The 26,433-nt window shown below is 74.2% G+C and carries 2 protein-coding genes; both read right to left on the reverse strand.

Annotation, left to right across the window (positions count from 1 at the left end):
* Positions 1-106: 106 nt before the first annotated feature.
* Positions 107-14,389 carry a type I polyketide synthase gene (locus ACZ7OU_RS40365; protein ID WP_470259681.1) on the reverse strand — a complete coding sequence of 4,761 codons (14,283 nt, stop codon included), beginning with the start codon at positions 14,387-14,389 and terminating at the stop codon, positions 107-109.
* 28 nt (positions 14,390-14,417) lie between these two features.
* Complete coding sequence (locus ACZ7OU_RS40370) at positions 14,418-26,333, reverse strand: type I polyketide synthase (protein WP_470259316.1); 11,916 nt, start codon at positions 26,331-26,333, stop codon at positions 14,418-14,420.
* Positions 26,334-26,433: the final 100 nt, after the last annotated feature.

The following is a 26,433-nucleotide window of genomic DNA, read 5'->3' on the forward strand; positions in this document are numbered from 1 at the left end:
TGCGGCACCCGCAAATCCCTAGACTTCGCTGCCCTCGGCGGGGTCGTGAGTGGGAAACAGGGTTAGAACACTGTTTCCCACTCACGACCAGCCGCGGCAGACCGGCTCAGTCGAGGTCGAGGTCGTCGATCAGGGCGAACATCTCGTCGTCCGTTGCCGACTCCAGCTTCTCCTCCACCGCCGTGACCGTGGTCGAAGCACCGTTCACCCTCGCCAGCAGCTCCTGCAGGCGGGTGCCGAGAGTCGCCCGGGCCGAAGAATCCGCCAGCAGCTCCGGCAGCGCGAACTCCACCCGGTCCAACTCGGCCAAAGCGGGGAGGATCGCCGCCGGGACGTCCGGGACCAGCTCGGACCTCAAGTACTCCACCAGGACCGTTGTCGACGGGTAGTCGAACAGCAACGTCGCCGGCAGCCTCAACCCCGTTGCCGCGCCCAGCAGATTCCGCAGCTCGACCGCGCTCAGTGAGTCGAAGCCCAGCTCCAAGAACCCTCGGTCCGGCTCGATCGCGTCCGGGCCCGCGTAGCCCAGGACCGTTGCCGCGTGGGTGCGGACCAGGTCCAGCAACGCTCCGTCGCGTTCCGCCTCCGACATTCCCGCCAGCCGGTGGGTCAGGCTGTCCGCCGGGTCGGCCGGGGCCGTCGTCGCGCGGACCGCTCGCCTCACCGGGGTGCGGATCAGGCTGCGGAGGATCACCGGGATCGCGTCCTCGCCGACGCGGTCGCGCATCGCCTCCACCACCAGCCGGACCGGCAGCAGGACCGCCTCGTCGAGGGTGCAGGCCACGTCGAACAGGTCCAGCCCCTCCTCCGACGGCATCGGCTCGACGCCGCCGCGGGCCAGCCGCGACAGGTCCGCCTCGCCGAGCTTCCCCGTCATGCCGCTGCGCTCGGCCCAGAGGCCCCACGCCAGCGACAGCCCCGGCAGCCCCTGCGCCCGGCGCACGTGCGCCAGCGCGTCGAGGAACGCGTTGGCCGCCGCGTAGTTCGCCTGGCCCGTGCCACCGAATGTACCGGCGAGCGACGAGAACACCACGAACCCGGCCAGGTTCATCCCGGCCGTCAGCTCGTGCAGGTGCCAGGCCGCGTCGACCTTGGGCCGCAGTGCCGTGTCCAACTGGCGGGTCGTCAGCGCCGACACGACGCCGTCGTCGAGGACGCCCGCCGTGTGCACCACCGCGGTCAGCGGGTGCTCCGCGGGCACCGACGCGAGCAGCGCGGCCAGCGAGTCCCGGTCGGCCACGTCGCAGGCGGCCATGGTGACGTCCGCACCCCACGCCGTCAGCTCTTCGACCAGCTCACGAGCGCCTTCCGCGGCCGGCCCGCGCCGGCTGGTCAGCACCAGCCTGCGCGCGCCCCTGGCGGTCACCAGGTGCCGGGCGACCAGCGTGCCGAGCGTCCCGGTGGCGCCGGTGATCAGCACCGTGCCCTCGGGGTCCCACTCGGGGACCGGGGCCGGGGCGGTGGCCGGGACCCGGGCGAGGCGGGGCACCTGGATCGCGCCGATCCGGACCGCGACGTGCGGCTCGCCGCACGCCACCGCGGACGGGAGCGCCGCGTAGGAGACTTCGCGGTCGTCGAGGTCGACCAGCACGAACCGGCCGGGGTTCTCCGACTGCGCCGAGCGGACCAGGCCGACGACCGCCGCCGTCGCGAGGTCGGTGATGCCTTCGCCGACCCGCGTCGCGATCGCGCCCCGGGTGACGAACACCAGCCGCGAACCGGCGAACCGCTCGCTCGCCAGCCACTCCTGCACCTGCTCCAGCGCGCCGTGGGTGGCGGTCCGGACGGCGCGCGCGACGTCCTCGTCGTGCTGCGGGCCACTGGTCATCACGACCACCTCGGGCACCGGGGCACCCGCCGCCACGGCCGCGCCGAGCGCGTCGAAGTCCGGGTAGGACTCCACCGGGACACCTGCGGTGCCGAGGGCCTTGGTGACGCGGACGCCGACGTCGTGGCCGACGACCGCCCAGCGTTCGGCCGCCGAGTGGCTGACCGGGGTGATCGGGGCCATCACCCAGCCCACCCGGAACAGCGACTCGTGGTACGCCGACCGCGCGACGTCGAGCTGCTCGGCCGAGACCGGCCGCAGCGTCAGCGAACCGATCGTGGCCACCGGCAGGCCGTCCTGGTCGGCGACCGCCAAGGCCACCGTGTCGTCGCCCTGCCCGGTGACGCGCACCCGCAGCGCCGACGCACCGCCGGCGTGCAGGGTCACGCCGGACCAAGTGAACGGCAGGACCGCACGGCTTTCGTCGCGCAGGGCGACGGTGTGCAGGGCCGCGTCCAGCAGCGCCGGGTGCAGGCCGAAGCGTTCGGCTTCCGCCCGTTCCTCCGCGGGCAGGTCGACTTCGGCGAAGATCTCGTCGCCGGCGCGCCACGCGCGGTGCAGGCCCTGGAACGCGGGCCCGTAGGCGAACCCGTTGGCCGCGATGCGGTCGTAGAGCCCGTCGAGGTCGATCGGCTCGGCGCCGGCCGGCGGCCACGCCCCGGTCAGGTCACCGGCCGCGGGGGCCGCCGCCGCGGCGAGGGTGCCGCTGGCGTGCGTGGTCCACGGCTCGTCCTCCATGGCCTCGCCGGGACGGGAATAGATGTCGATCGAGCGGGTGCCGAACCGGTCCGGCCCGCCGACGGCGACCTGCAGCCGGACGCCGCCGGTCTCCGGCAGCACCAGCGGGGCGGCGAGGGTCAGCTCGTCGACGCGTTCGCAGCCGACCTTGTCCGCCGCGTGCACGGCCAGTTCCATGAACGCCGTCCCCGGCAGCAGCACGCTGCCGAGCACGACGTGCTGGGCCAGCAGCGGGTGGCTGGTCGCCGACAGCAGGCTCGTGAACAGCGCGCCGTCCGAACCGGCCAGCGACACCGCCGCGCCCAGCAGCGGGTGGTCCGGTTCGCTGAGCCCGGCGCCGGTGACGTCGCCGGCCACGGCCGGGACGTCCAGCCAGTACCGCTCCCGCTGGAACGCGTACGTCGGCAGTTCGACGTGCCCGCCCCCGGCGAGCACCGCGGCCCAGTCGACGTCGGCGCCGGCGGTGTGCAGCCCGGCGAGCGCGGTGAGCAGGGACCGTTCTTCGTCGTGTCCCTTGCGCAGCAAGGCACCCACGCTCAGCTCGGCCGGGCCGGCGCCGTCCGGGACGAGCGCGGCGAGCACCGCGTCCGGGCCCAGCTCGACGAACCGGGTGACGCCTTCCGCGACCAGCCCGCGGATGCCGTCGGCGAACCGGACGGCCTCGCGCACGTGCCGCACCCAGTACCCCGGCGTGGCGACGTCGCCGGTCGCCACGACCGGGATCCGCGGCTGGTGATAGGCCAGTTCCTCCGCGACCGCGGCGAACTCGGCGAGCATCGGGTCCATCAGCGGTGAGTGGAACGCGTGCGAGACGTGCAGGCGCTTGGTCTTGCGGCCCAGCGCCGTGAAGTGCTCCTTGAGCGCCAGCACGGCTTCGGTCTCCCCCGAGACGACGACGGCTTCGGGTCCGTTCACCGCGGCCAGGGACACCCGCTCGTCGAGCAGCGGGACAACCTCGTCCTCGGCGGCGGCGATCGCCACCATGGCCCCGTCCGAAGGCAGGGCTTCCATCAGTCGGCCGCGGGCGGCGACCAGCTTCGCCGCGTCGGCCAGGGACAGCACCCCGGCGACATGGGCGGCGGCCAGCTCACCGATCGAGTGCCCGGCGAGGAAGTCCGCGTGGACTGCCCAGGTTTCCAGGAGCCGGAACAACGCCACTTCGAGGGCGAACAAGGCGGGCTGGGTGAAGCCGGTGCGGTCGAGCCGGGCGGCGTCCTCCCCGAAGACGACGTCGAGCAGCGGCAGGTCGAAGTGCGCGCACACCGCGTCGAAGGCGTCGGCGAAAGCCGGGAACCGCTCGTACAGCTCGCGGCCCATGCCGAGCCGTTGCGCGCCCTGGCCGGTGAACAGGAACGCCGTCCGGCCGGTGCGCGCGGTGTGCACACCGGGCCGATCCGCCAGCGCGGCCAGTCCGTCACGCAGTTCGCCGAGGCTCTCGCCGACGACCACCGCGCGGTGCCCGAACTTCGCGCGGGCGGACAGGGAACGGGCGACGTCGGCCGCGTCCACTTCGGACTCGGTCGCCGCCAGCAGGCGCTGGGCCTGGCCACGCAGGGCGGCTTCGGACCGCGCCGACACCGGCCAGACGCTGAACCGCTGCGGCGTAACGACTTCCGCGACCGGCTCGGACGAGGGAGCCTCCTCGATGATCGTGTGCACGTTGGTGCCGCTGACGCCGAACGAGGACACCGCCGCGCGGCGCGGGTGGCCGTTCGCGGCCCATTCGACCGGCTCGGACAGCAGCCGCACCTGCCCGGCGGACCAGTCGATGTGCGGCGACGGCGTCTCGGCGTGCAGCGTCCGCGGCAGGACGCCGTTGCGCAGCGCCTGCACCATCTTGATCACGCCCGCGATACCGGACGCGGCCTGGGTGTGCCCGATGTTGGACTTCACCGAACCCAGCCACAAAGGACGTTCGCGGTCCTGGCCGTAGGTGGCGATGAGCGCCTGCGCTTCGATCGGGTCGCCCAGCGTGGTGCCCGTCCCGTGCGCCTCGACGGCGTCCACATCGGACGGTGTGAGGGCCGCGTCGGCCAGTGCCGCGCGGATCACCCGCTGCTGCGCGGGCCCGCTCGGCGCGGTCATGCCGTTGGACGCGCCGTCCTGGTTGACCGCGCTGCCCCGCACGACCGCCAGCACCGGGTGCCCGCGCCGTCGTGCGTCGGACAGCCGTTCCACCAGCACCATGCCGACGCCCTCGGCCCAGCCCGCGCCGTCGGCGTCCGCGGAGAACGCGCGGCACCGGCCGTCCGGCGACAGCGCGCGCTGCCGGCTGAACTCGACGAACGTGTCGACCGACGAGATCACCGTGACGCCGCCGGCCAGCGCGAGGTCGCACTCGCCCGACCGCAGGGCCTTGACCGCCCAGTGCAGCGCCACCAGCGACGACGAGCACGCCGTGTCGACCGTGACCGCAGGGCCCTCGAACCCGAAGGTGTAGGCGATCCGGCCGGACGCGACACTGCCCGCGCTGCCGGTCGCCAGGTGCCCCTCGAACTCGCCGGGCGCGTGCCGCACGCGGGCGCCGTAGTCGTGGTAGTTGGAGCCGACGAACACGCCGGTCCGGCTGCCGCGCAGCAGCGCCGGGTCGATGCCGGCGCGCTCGACGGCCTCCCACGACGTCTCCAGCAGCAGCCGCTGCTGCGGGTCGATCGCGGGTGCCTCGCGCGGCGCGATCCCGAAGAAGGCCGGGTCGAACTCCGCCGCGTCGTGCAGGAAGCCGCCGCCGCGCGTGTAGAAGGTGCCGGGCTTGTCCGGATCGGCGTCGAAGAGCCCTTCGACGTCCCAGCCGCGGTCGGCCGGGAACTCCCCGACCGCGTCGACGCCGTCGGCGACGAGCCGCCACAGCGCGTCGGGATCGGTGACGCCACCGGGGTAGCGGCAGGACATCGCGACGATGGCGATCGGCTCGTCGGCGACCGCGGTCACCGGGGCGGCGGTTTCGGTCACGGTGTCGTCTACGTCACCCACCAGCTCGCGCCGGACGTGCGCGGCGAGCGCGACGGCGGTCGGGTGGTCGAAGACCAGCGTGACCGGCAGCCGCAGGCCGGTGACCTCGCCGAGCCGGTTGCGCAGGTCGACGGCGGTGAGCGAGTCGAAGCCGAGGTCGCGGAAGGCGCGGTCCGGCTCGATCGACTCGGGGCCGGGGTAGCCGAGCGCCACCGCCGCCTGGGCCTGGATCAGCTCGAGGACCAGCCGGTGCTGCTCGTCCTCGCCGAGCCCGGTCAGGCGCTCGGCCCAGCCGGCTTCGACGGCCTCGGTTTCCCGCGCGGTGGCTTCGGGGATGCCCAGCAGCGCGGCGCTCGGCCGGCCCTGGGCGAGGGTCTTGCGGTAGCGGTCCCAGCGGATGTCGGCGACCGCGAGCACGGTCTCGCCGGAGTCCAGCGCCTGCTGCAGCGCGTGGATCGCCAGCTCGGGCGCCATCGCGGGCAGGCCTTGCGCGGCCAGGCCCTCGCCCCGGCCGCCGCTCCACGCGCCCCACGCCACCGCGGTCGCGGGCAGGCCCGCGGCGCGGCGCTCGCGGGCGAGCGCGTCGAGGTAGGTGTTGGCCGCGGCGTAGCTCGCCTGGCCCGGCCCGCCGAGCGTGCCCGCGAGCGAGGAGAACAGGACGAACGCCGAAAGGTCGCGGTTCGCGGTCAGTTCGTGCAGGTGCCGGGCGGCGTCGGCCTTGGGCCGCACCACGTTCGCGATCCGCTCGGCGGTGAGGCCGTCGAGGACGCCGTCGTCCAAGACGGCGGCGGCGTGCACCACCGCGGTCAGGTCCGGCAGGCCGGCGAGGAGCTCGGCCAGCTGGGCGCGGTCGGCGACGTCGCAGGCCGCGACGATCAGCTCGGTGCCGAGGTCCGCCAGTTCGGCGGTCAGCTCGGGGAGGTCCCGGCCGCGCCGGCTGGTGAGGACCAGGCGCTCGGCTCCGGCGCCGGCGAGCCAGCGGGCGAGGTGCGCGCCGATCCCGCCGGTGCCGCCGGTGAGCAGCACGGTGCCGGACGGCTGCCACGGCGTCGTCGTGCCGCGGGCCGGTTCCGCCCGGACGAGCCGGCGGCCGAAGACGCCGGACGCGCGGACGGCGACCTGGTCCTCGCCGGGCGACCCGAGTACGGCGGCGAGCCGGGCGACGACGCGGGCGTCGAGGTCGGCCGGGAGGTCGACGAGGCCGCCGAAGCGCTGCGGGTACTCCATGGCCGCGATCCGGCCGAAGCCCCAGGTCAGGGCCTGCTCGGTGGCGCGGATCGGGTCGGTGGCGCCGGTGCTGACCGCGCCGCTGGTGGCCCACCAGAGCGGCGCGTCGCTGCCGGCGTCGCCGAGGGCGTGCAGCAGCGTCAGGTTCGGGACGAGACCGTCGAGCAGGGAGAGCACGCCCTGGAACGGTCCCGCCTCGCGAAGCAGCTCGGCCCACCGCTCACGGTCCACTTCGGACGGTAGCTCCAGCGGCCGCGCACCGAGGCCATCGGCGAGGCCGTGCGGGTCGGGTCCGACGACGAGCCAGCCCGCCACGGTGGTGTCGGTCGCGACGGTGAGCGGCGTCCACTCGACCCGGTACCGCCAGCTGTCCACAGTGGACCCGGCGTGCCGCTTCGCGCGCCAGGCGGCGAGTGCCCCGAAGTCGGACTGCTCCACGGCGGCCCAGAACGCGTCGTCCAGCGGGTCGGTGGCGGCGGGGACGTCCAGCCAGTAACGCTGGTGCTGGAAGGCGTAGGTGGGCAGCGGGATCGTCGCGGCGCCCGGGAAGACCGGCGCCCAGTCGACGTCGACGCCGCGGACGTGCAGTTCGGCCAGCGACGTGCGGAAGCGCGTCAGGCCGCCCTCGTGACGCCGGAGCGTGCCGGTGGCGACGGCGTCCGGGACGGCTTCGGCGATCGCCGACGTGACGACCGGGTGCGGGCTGACCTCGACGAAGACGGCGTGCTCGCGCGCCGCCAGCGCCTCGATGGTCTGGGTGAACAGGACCGGCTGACGCAGGTTGCGGTACCAGTAGCCGGCGTCGAGGGTCGCCGTGTCGATCGGCTCGGCGGTCACCGTCGAGTAGAACGGGACGTCGCCGGTCCGCGGCTCGACCGTGGCCAGGACGGCACGCAGTTCGCCCTCGATCGCTTCCACGTGCACCGAGTGCGACGCGTAGTCCACCGGGATCACGCGAGCACGGACGCCGTCGGCCACGCAGCGCGCGACCAGGGCTTCCAACGCCGCCGGGTCACCGCAGACCACCGTCGAAGCCGGGCTGTTGAAGGCCGCGATCGAAATCCGGTCGTCGAGCAGGGCGGCCAGGCGAGACGCGTCCAACGCGATCGACGCCATCCCGCCCCGGCCCGCGAGTCCCGCCGCGATCGCCTTGCTGCGCAACGCGACCACCCGGGCACCGTCCATCAGCGACAGTCCACCCGCGACCACCGCGGCGGCGATCTCACCCTGGGAGTGCCCGACGACGGCGTCCGGCTCGACACCGTGCGACCGCCAGAGCGCGGCGAGGGAGACCATCACCGCCCACGACAGGGGCTGCACGACATCGACCCGGTCCAACGACCCGTCGCGCAGTTCGGAGAACGGCGACCAGTCGACAAAGGACTCCAGCGCCGCCGCGCACTCCGCGAACCGCTCGGCGAACACCGGCGACGAATCCAGCAGCTCCACGGCCATCCCGGCCCACTGCGCGCCTTGGCCCGGGAAGACGAACACCGTCCGGCCCGCCGCGGAGGCCACGCCGGTCACCACGGACGCACTCGGCGTCCCGGTGGACAGGGCGTGCAAGCCGGCCAGCAGCTCTTCGCGGTCGTCGCCGAGCACGACGGCCCGGTGCTCGAACGCGGTCCGTGTCGAGGCCAGGGACCAGCCGGTGTCGGCGATGTCCGCGGGGCCGAACGCCGCCAGCTTTTCCGCCTGCGCGGCGACGCCGGCCGCCGAGCGGGCCGAAAGCACCCACGGCACCGGCCCGGCCACCGGCTCGCGCACGGTTTCCGGCTCGGGCGCGGGGTCGTGTTCGAGCACGACGTGGGCGTTGGTGCCGCCGACGCCGAACGAGGACACGCCGACGCGGCGCGGTCCCGGCTTGTCCGGCCACGGCGTGGCCGCGGTGAGCAGTTCGAGCGAACCGGCGGACCAGTCGACGTGCGGCGACGGGTGTTCCGAGTGCAGCGAGCGCGGCAGGACGCCGTGCCGCATGGCCAGCACCATCTTGATGATGCCCGCGGCGCCCGCGGCGGCCTGGCTGTGCCCGATGTTCGACTTGACCGAGCCGAGCCACAACGGCGCTTCGCGGTCGCGGCCGTAGGTGGCCATCAGGGCCTGGGCCTCGATCGGGTCGCCCAGCGTGGTGCCGGTGCCGTGTGCCTCGACGGCGTCCACTTCGGACGGTTCGAGGCCGGCCGCGGCGAGGGCGGAGAGGATCACGCGCTGCTGCGAGGGGCCGTTCGGAGCGGTGAGGCCATTGGACGCGCCGTCCTGGTTGGTGGCGGTGCCGCGGACCACGGCCAGGACGCGGTGGCCCTTGCGCTTCGCGTCGGAAAGCCGCTCGACGAGCAGCATGCCGACGCCCTCGGCCAGGCCCATACCGTCGGCCTCGGCGGAGAACGGCTTGCTCCGGCCGTCGGCGGCCAGCGCGCGCTGGCGGCTGAACGCGACGAACGGTGCCGGGGTCGACATCACGGCGACGCCGCCGGCGAGCGCGAGGTCGCACTCCCCCGACCGCAGCGCCTGGCCGGCCAGGTGCAGGGCGACCAGCGACGACGAGCAGCCGGTGTCGATCGTGACCGCCGGGCCTTCGAGCCCGAAGGTGTAGGCGACGCGCCCGGACGTGACGCTGCCCGTGCCGCCGGTGACGAGGTGGCCTTCGACGCCTTCGGGGACTTCCCGCAGCCGCTGGCCGTAGTCGTGGCCGCTGGCGCCGACGAACACGCCGGTGCGGCTGCCGCGGACGGCGGCCTGGTCGAGCCCGGCGTCTTCGAACGCCTCCCACGAGGCTTCCATGACGACGCGCTGCTGCGGGTCCATCGCGAGGGCTTCGCGCGGGCTGATGCCGAAGAAGCCCGGGTCGAACTCGGCCGCGTCGTAGAGGAACCCGCCGGCGCGGGTGTAGCTGTGCCCGGCGCTGTCGGGGTCGGCGTCGTAGAGCGTGCCGGGGTGCCAGCCGCGGTCGCCGGGGAACTCGCCGATGGTGTCGGCCTCGGCCATCATCAGGTCCCACAGCTGCCGCGGGCTGCCGATGCCGCCGGCGAACCGGCAGCTCATGCCGACGATGGCCAGCGGCTCGTCGGTCGCGGTGACCGGCGCGGCGACGGCGGTGGCGGCGGAATCGCCGAAGACCTCGGTGCGGACGTGCCGGGCGAGGGTCGTCGCGTTCGGGTAGTCGAACACGAGGGTGGCGGACAGCTTGAGGCCGGTGGCGGCGGTGAGCCGGTTGCGCAGCTCGATCGCGGTCAGCGAGTCGAAGCCCAGCTCGCGGAACGCGCGCGAGGCGTCGACGTCGTCCGGCCCCGCGTAACCGAGCACGGCGGCCGCGTGCTTGCGGACCAGCGCGAGCAGCTCGCGGTCCTGGTCCACTTCGGACAGTGCGGACAGCTTGGCGCGCAAGGCACCCGCCGCGCCGGTCTGTTCCTCGGTGACCTCCGACTCGGCGGCCAGCACGGCCGCGACCTCGGGCACCTCGGACAGCAGCGGCCGCGGGCGAGCGGCGGTGAAGACCGGGACGAACCGCTCCCAGTCGATGTCGGCGACGGCCAGGAACGGCTCGTCGTGGTCGAGCACCTGACCGAGCCCGAGCAGGGCCGGTTCCGGGGCCATGAACGGGATCCCGCGCCACTTGAGCTGGTCGGCGACGACGTCGGAGACCATGCCGTCGCCGGCCCAGATGCCCCAGGCGACCGAGGTGCCGGCCAGCCCGCGGGCGCGGCGGCTCTCGGCGAGGGCGTCGACGAAGGCGTTGGCGGCGGCGTACGCGCCGTGGTCGCCACTACCCCACACGCCGGCGACCGAGGAGTACAAGACGAACGCGTCGAGGTCGGCCTCGCCGAAGAGCGCATCGAGATGACGGGCCCCGGCGAGCTTCGCGCGGGCACCCTCTTCGAACTCGGGCAACGTCGTGTCGGCCAGCGGGGCCAGCAGGCCGACGCCGGCGGTGTGGACGATCGTGCGAATGCCCGGCAGGCCGCTGACCAGCGACGACAGCGCCTCGCGGTCGGCGACGTCGCAGGCGGCGATGGTCACCTCGACGCCGAGGGCCGTCAGTTCTTCGCGCAGTTCGGCAGCCCCGGGGGCGTCGGGACCGCGGCGGCTGGTGAGCACGAGGTGCTCGGCCCCGCGGCCGACGAGCCAGCGGGCGACGTGCGCACCGAGGCCGCCCGTGCCGCCGGTGATCAGCGCGGTGCCACTCGTCCGCCACTCGGGGGCGGTGCCGTCGACCGGCGCGCGGCGCAGACGACGCTGGTACAGCCCGGACTCACGGACGGCCAGCTGGTCTTCGTCGCCGATGCCGGAGAGGACGGCGCAGAGCCGGGCCGCGGCCTGCTCGTCGAGGTTCTCCGGCAGGTCGACCAGCCCGCCCCAGCGGTCGGGATGCTCGAGAGCGAGGACGCGGCCGAGGCCCCAGGTCGTGGCCTGACCCGGGTGCGGCAGCTCGTCACCGGGCACGACGACGGCCGTGCCTTGGGTCGCGAGCCACAGCGGCGCGGTGACGCCGGCGTCGCCGAGAGCCTGGGAGAGCAGGAGGTTCGCCGCGAGACCGGCCGGCAGCACCGGGTGCGCGGCGTGCGCACTCTCGTCGAGCGCGAGCAGGGACAGCACCCCGGCGACGTCGGACTCGCCGCGCAGCCGCTCGGCCAGCGACGCGCGGTCGTCGGTCTCGTCGATGCGCAGGGTGCGGACCGTCGCGCCGGCCTTCTCCAGTGCGTCGAGGCAGACGTCGGGCGCGTGCACGACCAGCCAGGTGCCGGACAGCGCGGGAACCGACTCGGCGATCGGGTGCCAGGTGATCCGGTAGCGCCACTGATCCACTGTGGACAGTTCGGTGCGACGGTGGCGCCAGTCCGCGAGCGCGGGCAGCACCTCCTGCCACGGCGTTTCGGCGGTGACCCCCAGCTCGTCGGTGAGGGCGCCGTCCTCGACGGCGTTCCAGAACTCCCCATCCGACTCGGTGGCCGCTTCGACGGGGGTCTCGAGCCAGTAGCGCTGCCGCTGGAAGGGATATGTCGGCAAAGCGACCGGCCGCGCGGCCGGGTGGACGGCCGACCAGTCGACGTCGCATCCCTGCGTCCACAGGTGCGCCACCGAGGTCAAGAACCTGGTCAGGCCGCCTTCGCCGCGCCGGAGCGTGCCGACGACGGCCGCCGAACCGGGGTCGAGCACGTCGTCGAGGGTCTCCTGGATGCCGCCGCCGAGGACGGGGTGCGGGCTCGACTCGACGAAGAACCGGTGCCCGTCGGCGATGAGGGTCCGGGTGGCGTCCTGGAAGCGCACGCGCTGCCGCAGGTTGCGGTACCAGTAGGCGGCGTCGAGCGTCTCGGCGGCCGCACCGGTGACGCTGGAGACGAACGTGACCCGCGGGGCGCGGGGTTCGAGGTCCGCCAGGGCTTCGAGCAGTTCGGTTTCGAGGACTTCGACGACGGCGGAGTGCGAGGCGTAGTCCACCGGGATGCGACGCACGCGCAGCCCGTCGGCTTCGGCGCGGGCCAGGAGCTCCTCGACCGCGGCGATCTCGCCGGAGATCACCACGGACGCGGGTCCGTTGACGGCCGCGATGGAGACACCGTCCGCGAGCAGCGCTTCGACCTGCGTTTCGGGCGCGGCGACCGACGCCATCGCACCGAGCCCGGCGAGCCGTCCCGCGATCAGCTTGCTGCGCAGCGCGACGACCTTCGCGCCGTCGGACAGCGACAGCGCATCGGCGACGACGGCGGCCGCGATCTCACCTTGCGAGTGCCCGACGACGGCGTCCGGCGTGACGCCATGGGCCGCCCACAGCGCCGCGAGCGACACCATGACCGCCCACGACACCGGCTGCACGACGTCGACGCGTTCCAGGGCCGCCGCGTCGCCGAGGACGTCGGTGAGCTTCCAGTCGACGAAGGCTTCCAGGGCCGATTCGCACTCGGCCATCCGGGCGGCGAACACCGGCGATCCACCGAGGAGGTCGACGGCCATCCCGGCCCACTGGGCGCCCTGGCCGGGGAAGACCAGCACGGTGCCGCCCACGGCCTGGGCCTCGCCGCCGACGCCCGCGGCCGTGCCGGATTCGGCGATCTCGCGGACACCCGCGAGCAGCGTGGGCAGGTCCCGGCCGACCACGGCGGCGCGGTGCTCGAACGCCGAGCGCGTGGCGGCCAGGGACCAGCCGATGTCGGCGAGGTTGGCGTCCGTCAGCTCGGCCAGCTCCGCCGCGCGAGCCTTCAGCGCGGCGTCGGACCGTCCCGACAGCACCCACACCGCGGTGTCCACAGTGGATTCTTCGATGTCGGCGGGTTCCTCGGTGACGCCTTCCAGCACGACGTGGGCGTTGGTGCCGCTGCCGCCGAACGAGGACACCCCGGCCCGGCGCGGCGCGCCCGTCTCCGGCCACTCCTGCTGCTCGGTGAGCAGCGAAACCGCACCGTCGGACCAGTCGACGTGCGGGGTCGGCTCGCCGACGAACAGCGTCTTCGGCAGGACGCCCGCGCGCAGCGCCAGAACCATCTTGATCACGCCGGCGACCCCGGAGGCCGCCTGGGTGTGGCCGATGTTCGACTTGACCGTGCCCAGCAGCAGCGGGCGTTCGCGGTCGCGGCCGTAGGTCGCCTGCAGGGCCTGTGCCTCGATCGGGTCGCCCAGCTTGGTGCCGGTGCCGTGCGCCTCGACGACGTCGACCTGCTCCGGCGCCAGCCGCGCGTTGGCCAGGGCGGCCTCGATCACGCGCTGCTGGGAAAGCCCGTTGGGGGCGGTCAGGCCGTTGGACGCGCCGTCCTGGTTGATCGCGGTGCCGCGGATGACCGCGAGCACCGGGTGGCCGTTGCGGCGCGCGTCGGAGAGCCGCTCCAGCAGCACGACGCCGACGCCCTCGCCCCAGCCCGTGCCGTCGGCGTCGGCGGAGAAGGCGCGGCAGCGGCCGTCGGCGGAGAGGCCGCGCTGGCGGCTGAACTCGACGAAGTTGCGGGGGTTGGCCATCACGGTCGCGCCGCACGCCAGTGCCATCGTGCACTCGTCGTTGCGCAGCGCGGAAACCGCCAGGTGCAGCGCGACCAGCGACGACGAGCACATCGTGTCGACGGTGACGGCCGGGCCCTCCAGCCCGAAGGTGTAGGCGAGCCGGCCGGACAGCACGGCGGCCGAACCGCCGGTGAGCAGCAGCCCTTCCAGGCCCTCGGGCGCGGTGACCATGCCGCCGGCGTAACCCTGGTTGCTGGCCCCGACGAACACGCCGGTCGAGCTGCCGCGCAGGGCCGCCGCGTCGAGCTTCGCCCGTTCGAAGGCCTCCCAGGTGGTCTCCAGCAGGAGCCGCTGCTGCGGGTCCATCGCCACGGCTTCGCGCGGCGAGATGCCGAAGAACGCCGGGTCGAACTGCGCGGCATCGGTCAGGAAGCAGCCGTCGCGCACGTAGCTGCGGCCGATCCGCTCGGGGTCGGGGTCGTAGAGCTCCGGGTCCCAGCCGCGGTCGGCGGGCCACGGCGAAACGGCGTCCCGGCCCTCGGCGAGCAGGTCCCAGAGCTGCTCGGGGTCGGTCACCCCGCCCGGGAACCGGCAGCTCATCGACACCACGGCGATCGGTTCCGCGCGGCGCTCGGTGACGTCGTGCAGGCGGCGGTTGGCCAGCTTCAGATCGGCCGTGACCCGCTTGAGGTAGTCACGGAGCTTGTCCTCGTTGCGCATCTGCGTCCGCTCCTGGTTTTCGGTCACGTCAAGAGATTCCGAGTTCTCGGTCGATCGCCGCGAACATCTCGTCGTCGGTCGCCGTGTCGAGTTCGATGCCGTCGTCTTCTGGGGCGTCTTCGCCGGCGTCGTCCCACTTCCACAGCAGCTTCCGCAGCCGCGCGGTGACCAGCTCGGCGGGAAGGGCGGCCAGCGCGGCCTCGATCCGGTCCAGCTCGTCGTCCGCGGTCTCCTCGGTGAAGAGCCCTTCGAGCAGGTGCTTCGCGACGGCGGCCGGGGTCGGGTAGTCGAAGACCAGCGTGGCGGGAAGCTTCAGCCCGGTCGCCGCGCTGAGCCGGTTGCGCAGGTCGAGCGCGGTCAGCGAGTCGAACCCGAGCTCCTTCAACGTCTGCGTGGGCCGGACGGCGTCGCGGCCGGGGAAGCCGAGCACGGTGGCGGCCTCGCCGCGGACCAGGTCGAGCACGACCCGCTCGCGTTCGTTTTCCGACGCCGCCCGCAACCGCTTCGCCAGCTCGCCGTCACTGTCCACAGGGGACTCTTGCTGCGCCTCCGGCAGCTCCCGCAGCAGGGGGCGCTGCCGCGACGCGGTGTAGAGCGGGGTGAACTTCGCCCAGTCGATGTCGGCGACGACGCCGGTCGGGCTACCGGTGTCGACCGACGGCTGGATCGCGGTGACGGCCAGCTCGGGCCGCATCATCGGGACGCCACGCCGTTCGAGCTGCGCGCCGACGTTCTCGTCGACCATGCCGCCGCCCGCCCAGGCACCCCAGGCGATCGACGTCGCCGGGACCCCGCGGTCGCGGCGCTGGTGGGCGAGCGCGTCCAGGAAGGCGTTCGCGGCGGCGTACCCGGCCTGGCCCGCGTTGCCCCAGACCCCGGCGCCGGAGGAGAACAGGACGAACGCGTCGACGTCTCCGCACAGCTCGTCGAGGTTGCGCGCGCCCCGGACCTTGGCTTCGGCCAGCTCGGCGAAGTCGGCCAGGGTGAGGGCGGTGATCGGCCGTTCGACGTCCACCGCGCCCGCGGTGTGGACCACGGCGTTGACCGGCGGCAGCTCTTCCAGGAGTTCGCGCAGGGCGTCGCGGTCGGAGACGTCGCAGGCGGCGACCGTCACCTTGGCGCCGAGTGCGGACAGCTCGCCCGCGAGCTCCGTGGCACCGGGCGCACCTTCGCCCTGGCGGCTCACGAGCACCAGGTGCTCGGCGCCGTTCGCGGCGAGCCAGCGGGCCACCTGCCCGCCGAGCGCGCCGGTACCGCCGGTGACCAGCGCTGTCCCGTGCGGCCGCCAGCGGACGGGCGGGGACGCCGCGGCGCGGACCAGCCGCCGGGCGAACAGCCCGGACGGCCGCAGCGCGACCTGGTCCTCGCCGTCGCGGCCGGTGAGCACGGCCGCGAACCGGCCGGCGGTCGAGGCGTCGGGGACGGACGGCAGGTCGACGAGGCCGCCCCAGCGGTCGGGGTGGTCGAGCCCGAGGATCCCGCCGAGACCCCAGGCCATCGCCTGGGCGGCGTTCACCAGGGGCTCGCCGGGGCCGGTCGAGACGGCACCGCGGGTCGCGAACCACAGCGGGGCCGCGATCCCGGCATCGGCCAGCGCCTGGGTGAGCAGGACGTTGCCGGCGAGCCCGGCGGTGAGCACGGGGTGCGCGGCGTGCGGCTCGTCGGCCAGCGCCAGCAGGGAGACGACGCCGGTCGGCGGCGCTTCGACGGCCAGCAGCTCCGCCAGCTCCTCACGGTCCTCCGTGGACACTTCGAGCAGCCGCACGTCCGGGCCGAGCAGGTCCCGGAAGTCGTGGCCGGCGGGCACCACGGCGAGCCAGCCGGCGTCGAGCGTGGCGGCCCGTGGGGTGGTCACGGGGCTCCACCGGACCTCGTAGCGCAGATCGTCCACAGTGGATCGGACGACCGGGGCCGCGGCCTTCGGTTCGACCCAGAACCGCTGACGCTGGAACGGGTAGGTCGGCAGCGAGACCGTGCGCTTGACCGGGTGGAGGACCGCCCAGTCGACGTCGTGGCCGTGCGCCCACAGCTGGGAGAGGGAGGTCAGGAACCGGCGGAGGTCACCCGCGTTGCGGCGCAGGGTGCCGACGACGGCGGCACTCTCGTCCGTCTCGTCGAGGGTTTCCTCGATGCCGCCGCCGAGTACCGGGTGCGGGCTGACCTCGACGAAGAACCGGTGCCCGGCTTCGATGAGCGTCTTGGTGGCGTCGTGGAACCGCACCGGCTGCCGCAGGTTGCGGTACCAGTACCCGGCGTCGAGGGCTCCGGTGTCCACCGGCGTGCCGGTGACGCCGGAGATGTACGTGATCGCCGAGGTCCGGGGCCGGACCGGCGCGAGGACTTCGTGCAGCTCGGCCTCGATCGCTTCGACGGCGGCCGAGTGCGAGGCGTAGTCCACCGGGATCCGGCGGACCCGCAGCTCGCGGGCCTCGGCGTCGAGCACGAACGCGTCCAGTGCGTCGACCTCACCGGAGACGACGACCGAGCCGGGGCCGTTCACCGCGGCGACGCAGATCCGGCCGTCGTACGGCTCCAGCAGCGGAGCGACCTCGGCTTCCGGGGCGGCGACCCACGCCATCCCGCCGTGTCCCGCGAGCCCGGCGGCGATCGCCCTGCTGCGCAGCGCCACCACCCTGGCACCGTCCTCGAGGGACAGTCCACCCGCGACGACGGCGGCCGCGATTTCCCCTTGCGAGTGCCCGACGACCGCGTCCGGTTCGACGCCGTGCGCGCGCCAGAGCGCCGCCAGGGACACCATCACCGCCCACGACGCCGGTTGCACGACGTCGACCCGTTCGAGGGCGTCCGCGTCGCTCAGGACCTCGGTCAGCGACCAGTCCACGTGCGGGGCGAGCGCGGCGGCGCACTCCGCGATCCGGGCCGCGAAGACCGGCTCGTCGAGCAGGCCGACCGCCATGCCCGCCCACTGCGCACCCTGGCCGGGGAAGACGAAGACGGTCTCGCCCGCGGTCGCGGTGCTCACGGGGCCGCCCGCGGCCAGTTCGCGCAGCCCGGCCCGCAGCTCGTCCCGGTCGCCGACGACCGCGGCCCGGTACTCGAACGCCGACCGGGTGCTGACCAGCGACCAGCCGACCTCGGCGACGCCGTGCTCGGTCTCCGCCAGCGCTGCCGCCTGTTCACGGACGGCCGCCTCGGACCGGGCCGACAGAACCCACGTACCGACGGTGTCCGGCAAGGCCTCCACCGGCGTCGCTTCGGGCGCCTGTTCCAGGATCACGTGCGCGTTGGTGCCGCTGATGCCGAACGCCGACACGCCCGCGCGCCGCGGTGCGCCGGTCTCCGGCCACGCCCGGTCCTCGGCCGCCAGCTCGACCACGCCGGAAGACCAGTCGACCTCCGCGGTCGGTTCGTCGAGGTGCAGCGTCTTCGGCAGCTGCCCGTGGCGCATCGCCTCGACCATCTTGATCACGCCGGCGACCCCGGACGCGGTCTGGGTGTGCCCGAGGTTCGACTTCAGCGAGCCGACGAGCAACGGCCGTTCGCGGTCCGGCCCGTACGCGGCGATCAACGCCTGGGCTTCGATCGGGTCGCCCAGCGGGGTCCCGGTGCCGTGCGCTTCGACGACGTCCACTTCGGACGGTCGCAGGCCCGCGCCGGCCAGCGCGGCGCGGATGACCCGCTGCTGCGACCCGCCGTTCGGGGCGGTCAGGCCGTTGGACGCGCCGTCGGAGTTGATCGCCGACCCGCGCAGCACCGCGAGCACCGGGTGTCCGTGGCGGCGCGCGTCGGACAGCCGCTCGACCAGCAGGACGCCGACGCCCTCGGCGAGGGCGAACCCGTCGGCGGCGGCGGCGAACGGCTTGCAGCGGCCGTCGGGCGCGAGGCCGCGCTGGCGGCTGAAGCCGAGGAACTGGCTCGGCGTCGACATCACCATCGACGCGCCGGCGAGCGCCATCGAGCACTCGCCGGAGCGCAGCGACTGCGCCGCGAGGTGCAGGGCCACCAGCGACGACGAGCACGCCGTGTCAACCGTGACGGCCGGGCCCTCCAGGCCCATAACGTAGGCGATCCGGCCGGAGGCGACGCTGGACACCGCGCCGGTGACCAGGTAGTCCTCGCCCTCAGTGCCACCCGAGCCGTACGCCTGGTCGGTCATGCCGACGAACACGCCGGCCGGGGTGCCCTGCAGTGCGGCCGGGTCGATCCCGGCCCGCTCGAACACCTCCCAGCAGACCTCCAGGAGCAGCCGCTGCTGCGGGTCCATCGCGACGGCTTCGCGCGGCGAGATCCCGAAGAACGCCGGGTCGAACCGGGTGGCGTCGGCGAGGAACCCGCCGTGGCGGGCGTAGGTGGTGCCGGGCCGGCTCGCGTCGGCGTCGTAGAGCGAGCCGAGGTCCCAGCCACGGTCGGCGGGCAGGCCGGAGATCGCGTCGACGCCGTCGGTCAGCAATGTCCACAGCTGTTCGGGCGTGGTGACGCCGCCGGGGAAGCGGCAGCCCATCGCGACGATGGCGATCGGGTCGTCATCGGCCGCCGCGACCGTAGCCGGGATGGCGTCCACAGTGGACTCCGGAGCGACCTCGGCGAGGAGGTGCTCGGTCAGCAGCGCGGCGGTCGGGTGGTCGAACACGAGGGTGCTCGGCAGTTTCAGCCCGGTCGCCGCGCTCAGCCGGTTGCGCAGCTCGACGGCGGTGAGCGAGTCGAAACCGAGGTCCTTGAACGCGCGCCGGACGTCGACGCTCTCCGGGCTCGAGTGCCCGAGCGCGGCGGCGACCTGCCGGCGGACCACAGTGGACACGAACTTTTCGCGCTCCGGCCCGGTGAACGCGGCGAGCTGATCACCCCAGCCCGACGTTGCCGGGGACTGTTCGCGGAGCTGCTTGACCGCGGGCTGCTCGGCGAGCAGCGGGCTCGGCCGGACGGCGGTGAAGACGTCGGCGAACACCGGCCAGTCGATCTCGGCCAGCGCGACGAACGCCTCGTCGTGGTCCAGGGCCTGCCCGAGGCCGGCCAGGGCGAGCTCGGGCTCGATGACCGGGACGCCGCGGCGGGCGAGGACGTCGTGCAGGGTTTCGGCGATCATGCCACCGCCCGCCCAGGGACCCCAGGCGATCGACAGCGCGGTCCGGCCGAGCGCCCGGCGGCGCAGGGCTAGTGCGTCGAGGTAGGCGTTCGACGCGGCGTAGGCGGCGTGGTCGGCGACGCCCCAGACGCCGGAGATCGAGGAGAAGAGGACGAAGGCGTCCAGCTCGCGGTCGCCGAGGAGGCCGTCGAGGTGCCGCGCGCCGAGCACCTTGGCCCGCAGGACCTCGGCGATCGCGGCCGGGTCGGTGTCATCGAGCGTCGCGAGTGTGCCGACGCCCGCCGCGTGGACGACGGTCCGGAGGTCGTCGAGGCCGTCGACCAGCTCCCGGAGGGCGAGCGCGTCGGTGACGTCGCAGACCACGACGCTCACCCGCGTGCCCAGCTCGGCCACGTCCGCGTCGCGGCGGCCGGTCAGGACGACGTGCTCGGCGCCGCGCTCGATGAGCCATCGGGCGAGGTGCCGGCCCAGCGCACCCGTGCCGCCGGTGACCAGGGCCGTGCCGCCGGTCCCCCAGGTCCGGGCCGGAGTCTTGCCGCGGACCGACGCGGGGACCAGCCGGCGGGCGAACACCCCGGACGGCCGGATGGCCACCTGGTCTTCGTCCCCGGCCAGCACGGCGGTCAGCTTTTCGAGGGTTTCGGCGTCCGGCGTTTCCGGCAGGTCGATCAGCCCGCCCCAGCGGCCGGGGTGTTCCAGCGCGGCCACCCGGCCGAGGCCCCAGACCGCGGCCTGCGCCGGGTCCGGCGCGGGGTCGGTGTCGAGTGCGACCGCGCCGCTGGTCAGGCACCACAGCGGCGCGTCGATCCCGGCGTCGCCGAGCGCTTGGACCAGCACGGCCGCGCTGGTGACGGCGTGGATCGGGTCGTCGGAGGTCGTCAGCGCGAGGACGCCGTCGGGCGTCAGTCCGGTCAGCCGCTCGGCGAGGGAGGTGCGGTCGTCGTCCGCGGTGACGAGCACCTCGACGACATCGAGCCCGGCGAGCGCGCCCGCGGTGGGCGTGAGCACGAGCCAGGTGCCGGTGAGCGGGGTGGCGGGCGGCTCGGGCAGCGCGCGCCAGGCGATGCGGTGACGCCAGGTGTCCAGGTCGGTTTGGTGTCGCCAGCGGGTCAACGCGATCCGCGCGTCGCGCCAGAGCGTGTCGTCGGCGAGACCGAGGGTGTCGAGCGCGGTCCAGAACCCGCTGTCGTCGTCGGACTTGGTCGCCGATTCGAGCCAGAAACGCTGCCGCTGGAAGGGATACGTCGGCAGGCTCACGGTGCGCCGGCTCGGGTAGAGCACCGACCAGTCGACGTCGTGACCGTGCGCCCACAGCTGGGCCGCGGACAGCAGGAACCGGCGGAGGCCGCCTTCGCCGCGGCGCAGCGTGCCGACGACGGCCGCCTCTTCGAGGGTCTCCTGGAGCCCGCCACCGAGCACGGGGTGCGGGCTGACCTCGACGAAGAACCGGTGCCCGCGCTCGGCGAGGACGTCGGCGGTGTCGCGGAACCGCACCGCCTGACGCAGGTTGCGGTACCAATAGCCGGCGTCCAGGGTCACGGTGTCGACCGGCTCGGCGGTCACGGTCGAGTAGAAGGGAATGTCGCCGGTACGCGGTTGGATCGAAGCCAGGACCTCGCGCAGTTCGGCTTCGATCGCCTCCACGTGCGCGGAGTGCGACGCGTAGTCCACCGGGATCACCCGGGCGCGGACACCATCACTCTCGCAGCGTGCGACCAGTTCGTGCAGGGCGGCGGGATCGCCGCACACGACGGTCGACGACGGGCTGTTGAACGCCGCGATCGAGATCCGGTCGTCGAGCAGGGCTTCGACGCGTTCGGCGTCCAGCGCGATCGAGGCCATTCCGCCCTTGCCCGCCAGCCCCGCGGCGATCGCCTTGCTGCGCAACGCGACCACACGGGCACCATCCTCAAGGGACAGTCCACCCGCGACGACCGCCGCGGCGATCTCACCCTGGGAGTGGCCGACGACCGCGTCCGGCGTGACCCCGTACGACTGCCACAGTGCCGCGAGCGACACCATGACCGCCCACGACATCGGCTGGACCACGTCGACCCGGTCCAACGCGCCTTCGCGGAGGACGTCGAAAGGCGACCAGTCGACAAAGGACTCGAGCGCCGTCGCACACTCGGCGAACCGGTCCGCGAAGACCGGGGACTCGTCGAGCAGCCCGGCTGCCATGCCGACCCATTGGGCGCCCTGGCCGGGGAAGACGAAGACCGTGCGTCCGATCGGACCGGTGACGCCGGTGACCACGGAGGCTCCCGGGGTCCGTGCGGCGATCTCGTCCAGGCCCTGGAGGAGGTCGGCGCGTTCGCCGACCACAGCGGCCCGGTGCTCGAACGCGGTGCGCGTCGACGCGAGGGACCAGCCGACTTCGGCGACGCCGTGCGGTGTCTCGGCCAGCGCCGACGCCCGGTCCGCGACCGCGGCTTCCGTGCGGCCGGACAGCACCCAGACGCCCAGTCCGTCCTCTTCGGACACCACGGGCACGGCTTCCGTTGCCTGTTCGACGATGACGTGCGCGTTGGTCCCGCTGATGCCGAACGACGACACCCCGGCTCGGCGGGGTGCGCCGGTCTCCGGCCACGACTGCTCGGCCGAGGCGAGGGTCACGGCGCCGGCGGACCAGTCCACCTTCGGGCTGGGTTCGTCGGCGTGCAGGGTCCGCGGGACGACGCCGTGACGCAGGGCCTGGACCATCTTGATCACGCCGCCGATGCCCGCCGCGGCTTGCGTGTGGCCGAGGTTCGACTTCAGCGAGCCGAGCAGCAGCGGCCGTTCGCGGTCCTGGCCGTAGGTGGCGATCAGCGCCTGGGCCTCGATCGGGTCGCCGAGCGGGGTCCCGGTGCCGTGGGCCTCGACGACGTCCACTTCGGACGGTGTGAGTCCGGCGTCGGCGAGCGCGGCGCGGATCACGCGTTGCTGGGACGGGCCGTTCGGGGCGGTCAGGCCGTTGGACGCGCCGTCGGAGTTGACCGCCGTGCCGCGCACGACGGCGAGCACGGGGTGACCGAGCCGCCGGGCGTCGGACAGGCGCTCGACCAGCACGACGCCGGCGCCCTCGGCCCAGCCCGTGCCGTCCGCGTCGGCCGAGAAGGCGCGGCAGCGACCGTCGCGGGAGAGGCCGCGCTGGCGGCTGAACTCGACGAGCATCCCGGGGCTGGCCAGCACGGCCGCGCCGCCGGCGACCGCCAGCGTGCACTCCCCCGCGAGCAGCGCGCGCACGGCGAGGTGCAGCGCGACCAGCGAGGACGAGCACGCGGTGTCGACGGTCAGCGCCGGGCCTTCCAGGCCGAGGACGTAGGCGATCCGGCCCGACGCGACGCTGCCGGTGGTGCCGGTGAGCAAGTGCCCGTCGAAGCCTTCGCCGCCTTCGAACAGGCGCGGGCCGTACTCGGACGTCGTGGCGCCGACGTAGACACCGGTGCGGCTGCCCTTCAGCGACGCCGGGTCGATGCCCGCGTGCTCGAAGGCCTCCCACGTGGTCTCCAGCAGCAGCCGCTGCTGCGGGTCCATGGCGAGGGCTTCGCGCGGCGAGATGCCGAAGAAGTCCGCGTCGAACCCGGCGACGTCGGCGAGGAAGCCGCCGTGGCGCGCGTAGGACTTGCCGGCCTTGCCCGGGTTGGCGTCGTAGAGGTTGTCGAGGTCCCAGCCGCGGTCGGCGGGCAGGCCACCGATGACGTCCCGGCCGTCGGCGACGAGCTGCCACAGCTCGTCCGCCGACCGCACGCCGCCGGGGTACCGGCAGCTCATCGCGACGATCGCGACGGGCTCGTCGGCGGGGGCCGCGACGGCCGGGGAGGGCGCGGACGGCTCGCCGCGCAGCATCGCGGCCAGGCGGGCGGGGGTCGGGTGGTCGAAGACCGAGGTGGCGGGTAGTTTCCGGCCGGTCGCGGCGGAGAGGCGGGTGATGAGCTCGACGCCGATGATCGAGTCGAAGCCGAGGTCCTTGAACGTGGCCGCGGGGTCGATGGCGTCCGGGCCGGGGTGGCCGAGGACCAGGGCCGTGTGGGCGCGGACGGTCTCGAGGAGGTCCTGCGGGTGTGCCTCCGGCCCCCGGTTTCCAGCGTAGCGGTGGGTACCGACAGTTTCGGCGGAGCCGTTGGGGCCCGCGGTATCGGTGGTGGCGGCGGAGCCGTTGGAGCCGGCAGGGTAGGCGGGGTCGGCGGAGCCGATGGAGCCAGCGGAGCTGTTGGCGCCAGCGGCGTCGTTGGAGCCGGCGGTGTCGGCGAAGCCGGCGAAACCGTTGGACCTAGCGGTGTCGGTCGTGTCGGCGGGTTCGGCAGAGCCGCCGGAGCCAGCGGTGTCGGCGGTGTCGGCGGAGCCGCCGGCGAGCCAGAAGCGCTCGCGCTGGAAGGCGTACGTCGGGAGATCGACCGGGCCGCCGCTGGAGAACGTCGCCGTCCAGTCGACGCCGCCGCCTCGGGTCCACAGCTCCGCGACCGACCTCGCGAAGCGCGCGGGGCCGCCGTCGCCGCGGCGGAGCGTTCCGACCGCCGCGGCTGGGCGGTCGTGGTCGGCCGCCGCTGCCAGGATGCCGCCTACCAGTACCGGGTGGGGGCTTACCTCGGCGAACACGCCGATCCCCGTGTCCAGGGCGGCTCGGATCGCCGGGTCGAACAGCACCGGCTGCCGCAGGTTCGCGAACCAGTGGCCGGCGTCGAGCCGTTCCGTGTCGAGCAGGCCGCCCGCGGTCGAGGAGTAGAACGGGATCTGCGCTGCTCGCGGCCGGATTCCGGCGATCAGGTGTAGCAGCTCGTCTTTCAGGGGCTCGGCCTGTGCGGAATGCGACGCGTACGCGATCGCGATCCGGCGGCAGCGCACCTCGCGCGCGGTCAGCTCGGCCTGCAGCTCGTCGAGGGCGTCGAGGTCGCCGGAGACCGCCGTCGTCGCCGGGCCGTTGACCGCGCCCACCGACAGGCGGCCGGGGTACGCGGTGAGGAGTTCGGTGACGGCCGCTGCCGGCAGGTCGACCGACAGCATGCCGCCGTTGCCCGCCATCCGTTCGGCCAGCAGCTTCGCCCGGAGCGCGACGATCCGCGCCGCGTCGTCCAGGGACAACGCGCCCGCGACGACGGCGGCCGCCAGTTCGCCCTGGCTGTGCCCGAGTACGGCGGCGGGTTCGACCCCGTGCGCCCGCCACTCGGCGGCCAGGGACACCGCGACCGACCAGAACACCGGCTGCAGGACGTCGGTGCGGTCGAGCGAAGGTGTGCCCTGGCGGAGGACATCGAGGACGTCCCAGTCGAGGTGCGGCGCGAGCGCGTCGCGGCACTCGGCCAGCCGCGCGGCGAACACCGGCGACCCCTCGAGGAGCTCGGCGGCCATTCCGGCCCACTGGCCGCCCTGGCCGGGGAAGACGAAGACGACGCGGTCGTCGCTCGTGGCGGTGACGCCCTGGGTGACGCCCATGCCGTCCGCGATCGCGCGCAGGGCGTCCCGGCTGTCGGCGACCGCGCGGTGCTCGAACGCCGTGCGGCGGTTCGCCAGCGACCACCCGATGTCCACAGGGGACAGTTCCGGGTGGTCGTCCACATGGGACAAGAGCGCGGTGGCCTGCGCCCGCAGGGCCGCGGCGGTGCGGGCCGAGAGCAGCCACGGCGCCGCGGTGTCCGTCGTCGAGCGGGGTGCGACGGGGTCGGCCGACTCCAGCACGACGTGGGCGTTGGTCCCGCCCATGCCGAACGAGCTGACCCCGGCGATCCGGCGGCCGGACCACTCGGCGTTCTCCGTCACGACGTGGAGGTTCAGCTCTGACAGCGGGATCGCCGGGTTCGGCGTCGCGAAGTTGAGGCTCGCGGGCAGCGTCGCGTGGCGCAGCGCGAGCAACGCCTTGAGCAGCCCGGCGATGCCCGCCGCGCCCTCCAGGTGCCCGATGACCGTCTTGACCGACCCGACCGGCAGCGGCTCGGCGCGGCCGGCGGCGAAGACCTCGCCCAGCGCGGCCGCCTCGATCGGGTCGCCGACCCTGGTCCCGGTCCCGTGCAGCTCGACGTAGCCGACGGCGGACGGCTCGATCCCGGCGTCGGCGTGGGCGCCGCGCACGACCGCGGCCTGGGCCCGGGCGTCCGGGACGGTCAGGCCGTCGCCGGCGCCGTCGTTGTTGACCGCCGTGCCGCGGATGACGCCGAGGATCTCGTCGCCGTCGGCCTGGGCGCGCGCGAGCGTCTTGAGGACGACGAGCCCGCCGCCCTCGCCGCGCACGAAACCGTTGGCGCGGGCGGCGAAGGTGAAGCACTCGCCGTCCGGGGAAAGCCCGCCGAAGCGAGCAGTGGTGACGGCGTTGCCCGGCGAGAAGATCAGGTTGACCCCGCCCGCCAGCGCGACCGGGCATTCGCCGCGGCGCAGGCTCTGCACCGCCAGGTGGACGGCGACGAGCGAGGACGACTGCCCGGAGTCGACGGTGAAGCTGGGGCCGTGCGCGCCGAGCAGGTGGGAGACGCGGTTGCCGAGCAGGCTGCGGTGGACGCCGGTGATGGTGTGGTGCGTGATCGCTTCGGGGTCGCTCGCGTGCACGAGCGCGGCGTAGTCGTCCCACATCGCGCCGACGAACACGCCCGCGGCGCTTCCGCCGAGGCTCGCGGGCACGATCCCCGCGTGTTCCAGGGCCTCCCACGCGAGCTCCAGTACCAGCCGCTGCTGCGGGTCCATCGCGGTGGCCTCGCGCGGCGAGATGCCGAAGAACGCGGCGTCGAAGCGGTCGACGTCGTCGAGGAACCCGCCTCGGCGGACCCCGGTCGCCGCGGCGTCCCACCGGCCGGCGGGGACGTCGGTGATGGCACTGCGGCCTTCGGTCAGCAGCCGCCAGAAGGCGGCGGGCCCGGCCGCGCCCGGGAGGCGGCAAGACAGCCCGACCACGGCGACCGGCTCGCCCGGAGTGCTCGCAAAACCCGTCATCTCACGCTCCATCGGCGGGCGGCTTCCTTCCTGTGGCGACTGCTCGGCGTCCACGGCAACACAGGCGCGACAACGCTGTCCACGGCGGACAGGTCAGGTC

This window comes from Amycolatopsis sp. NPDC114505, from assembly GCF_055633615.1.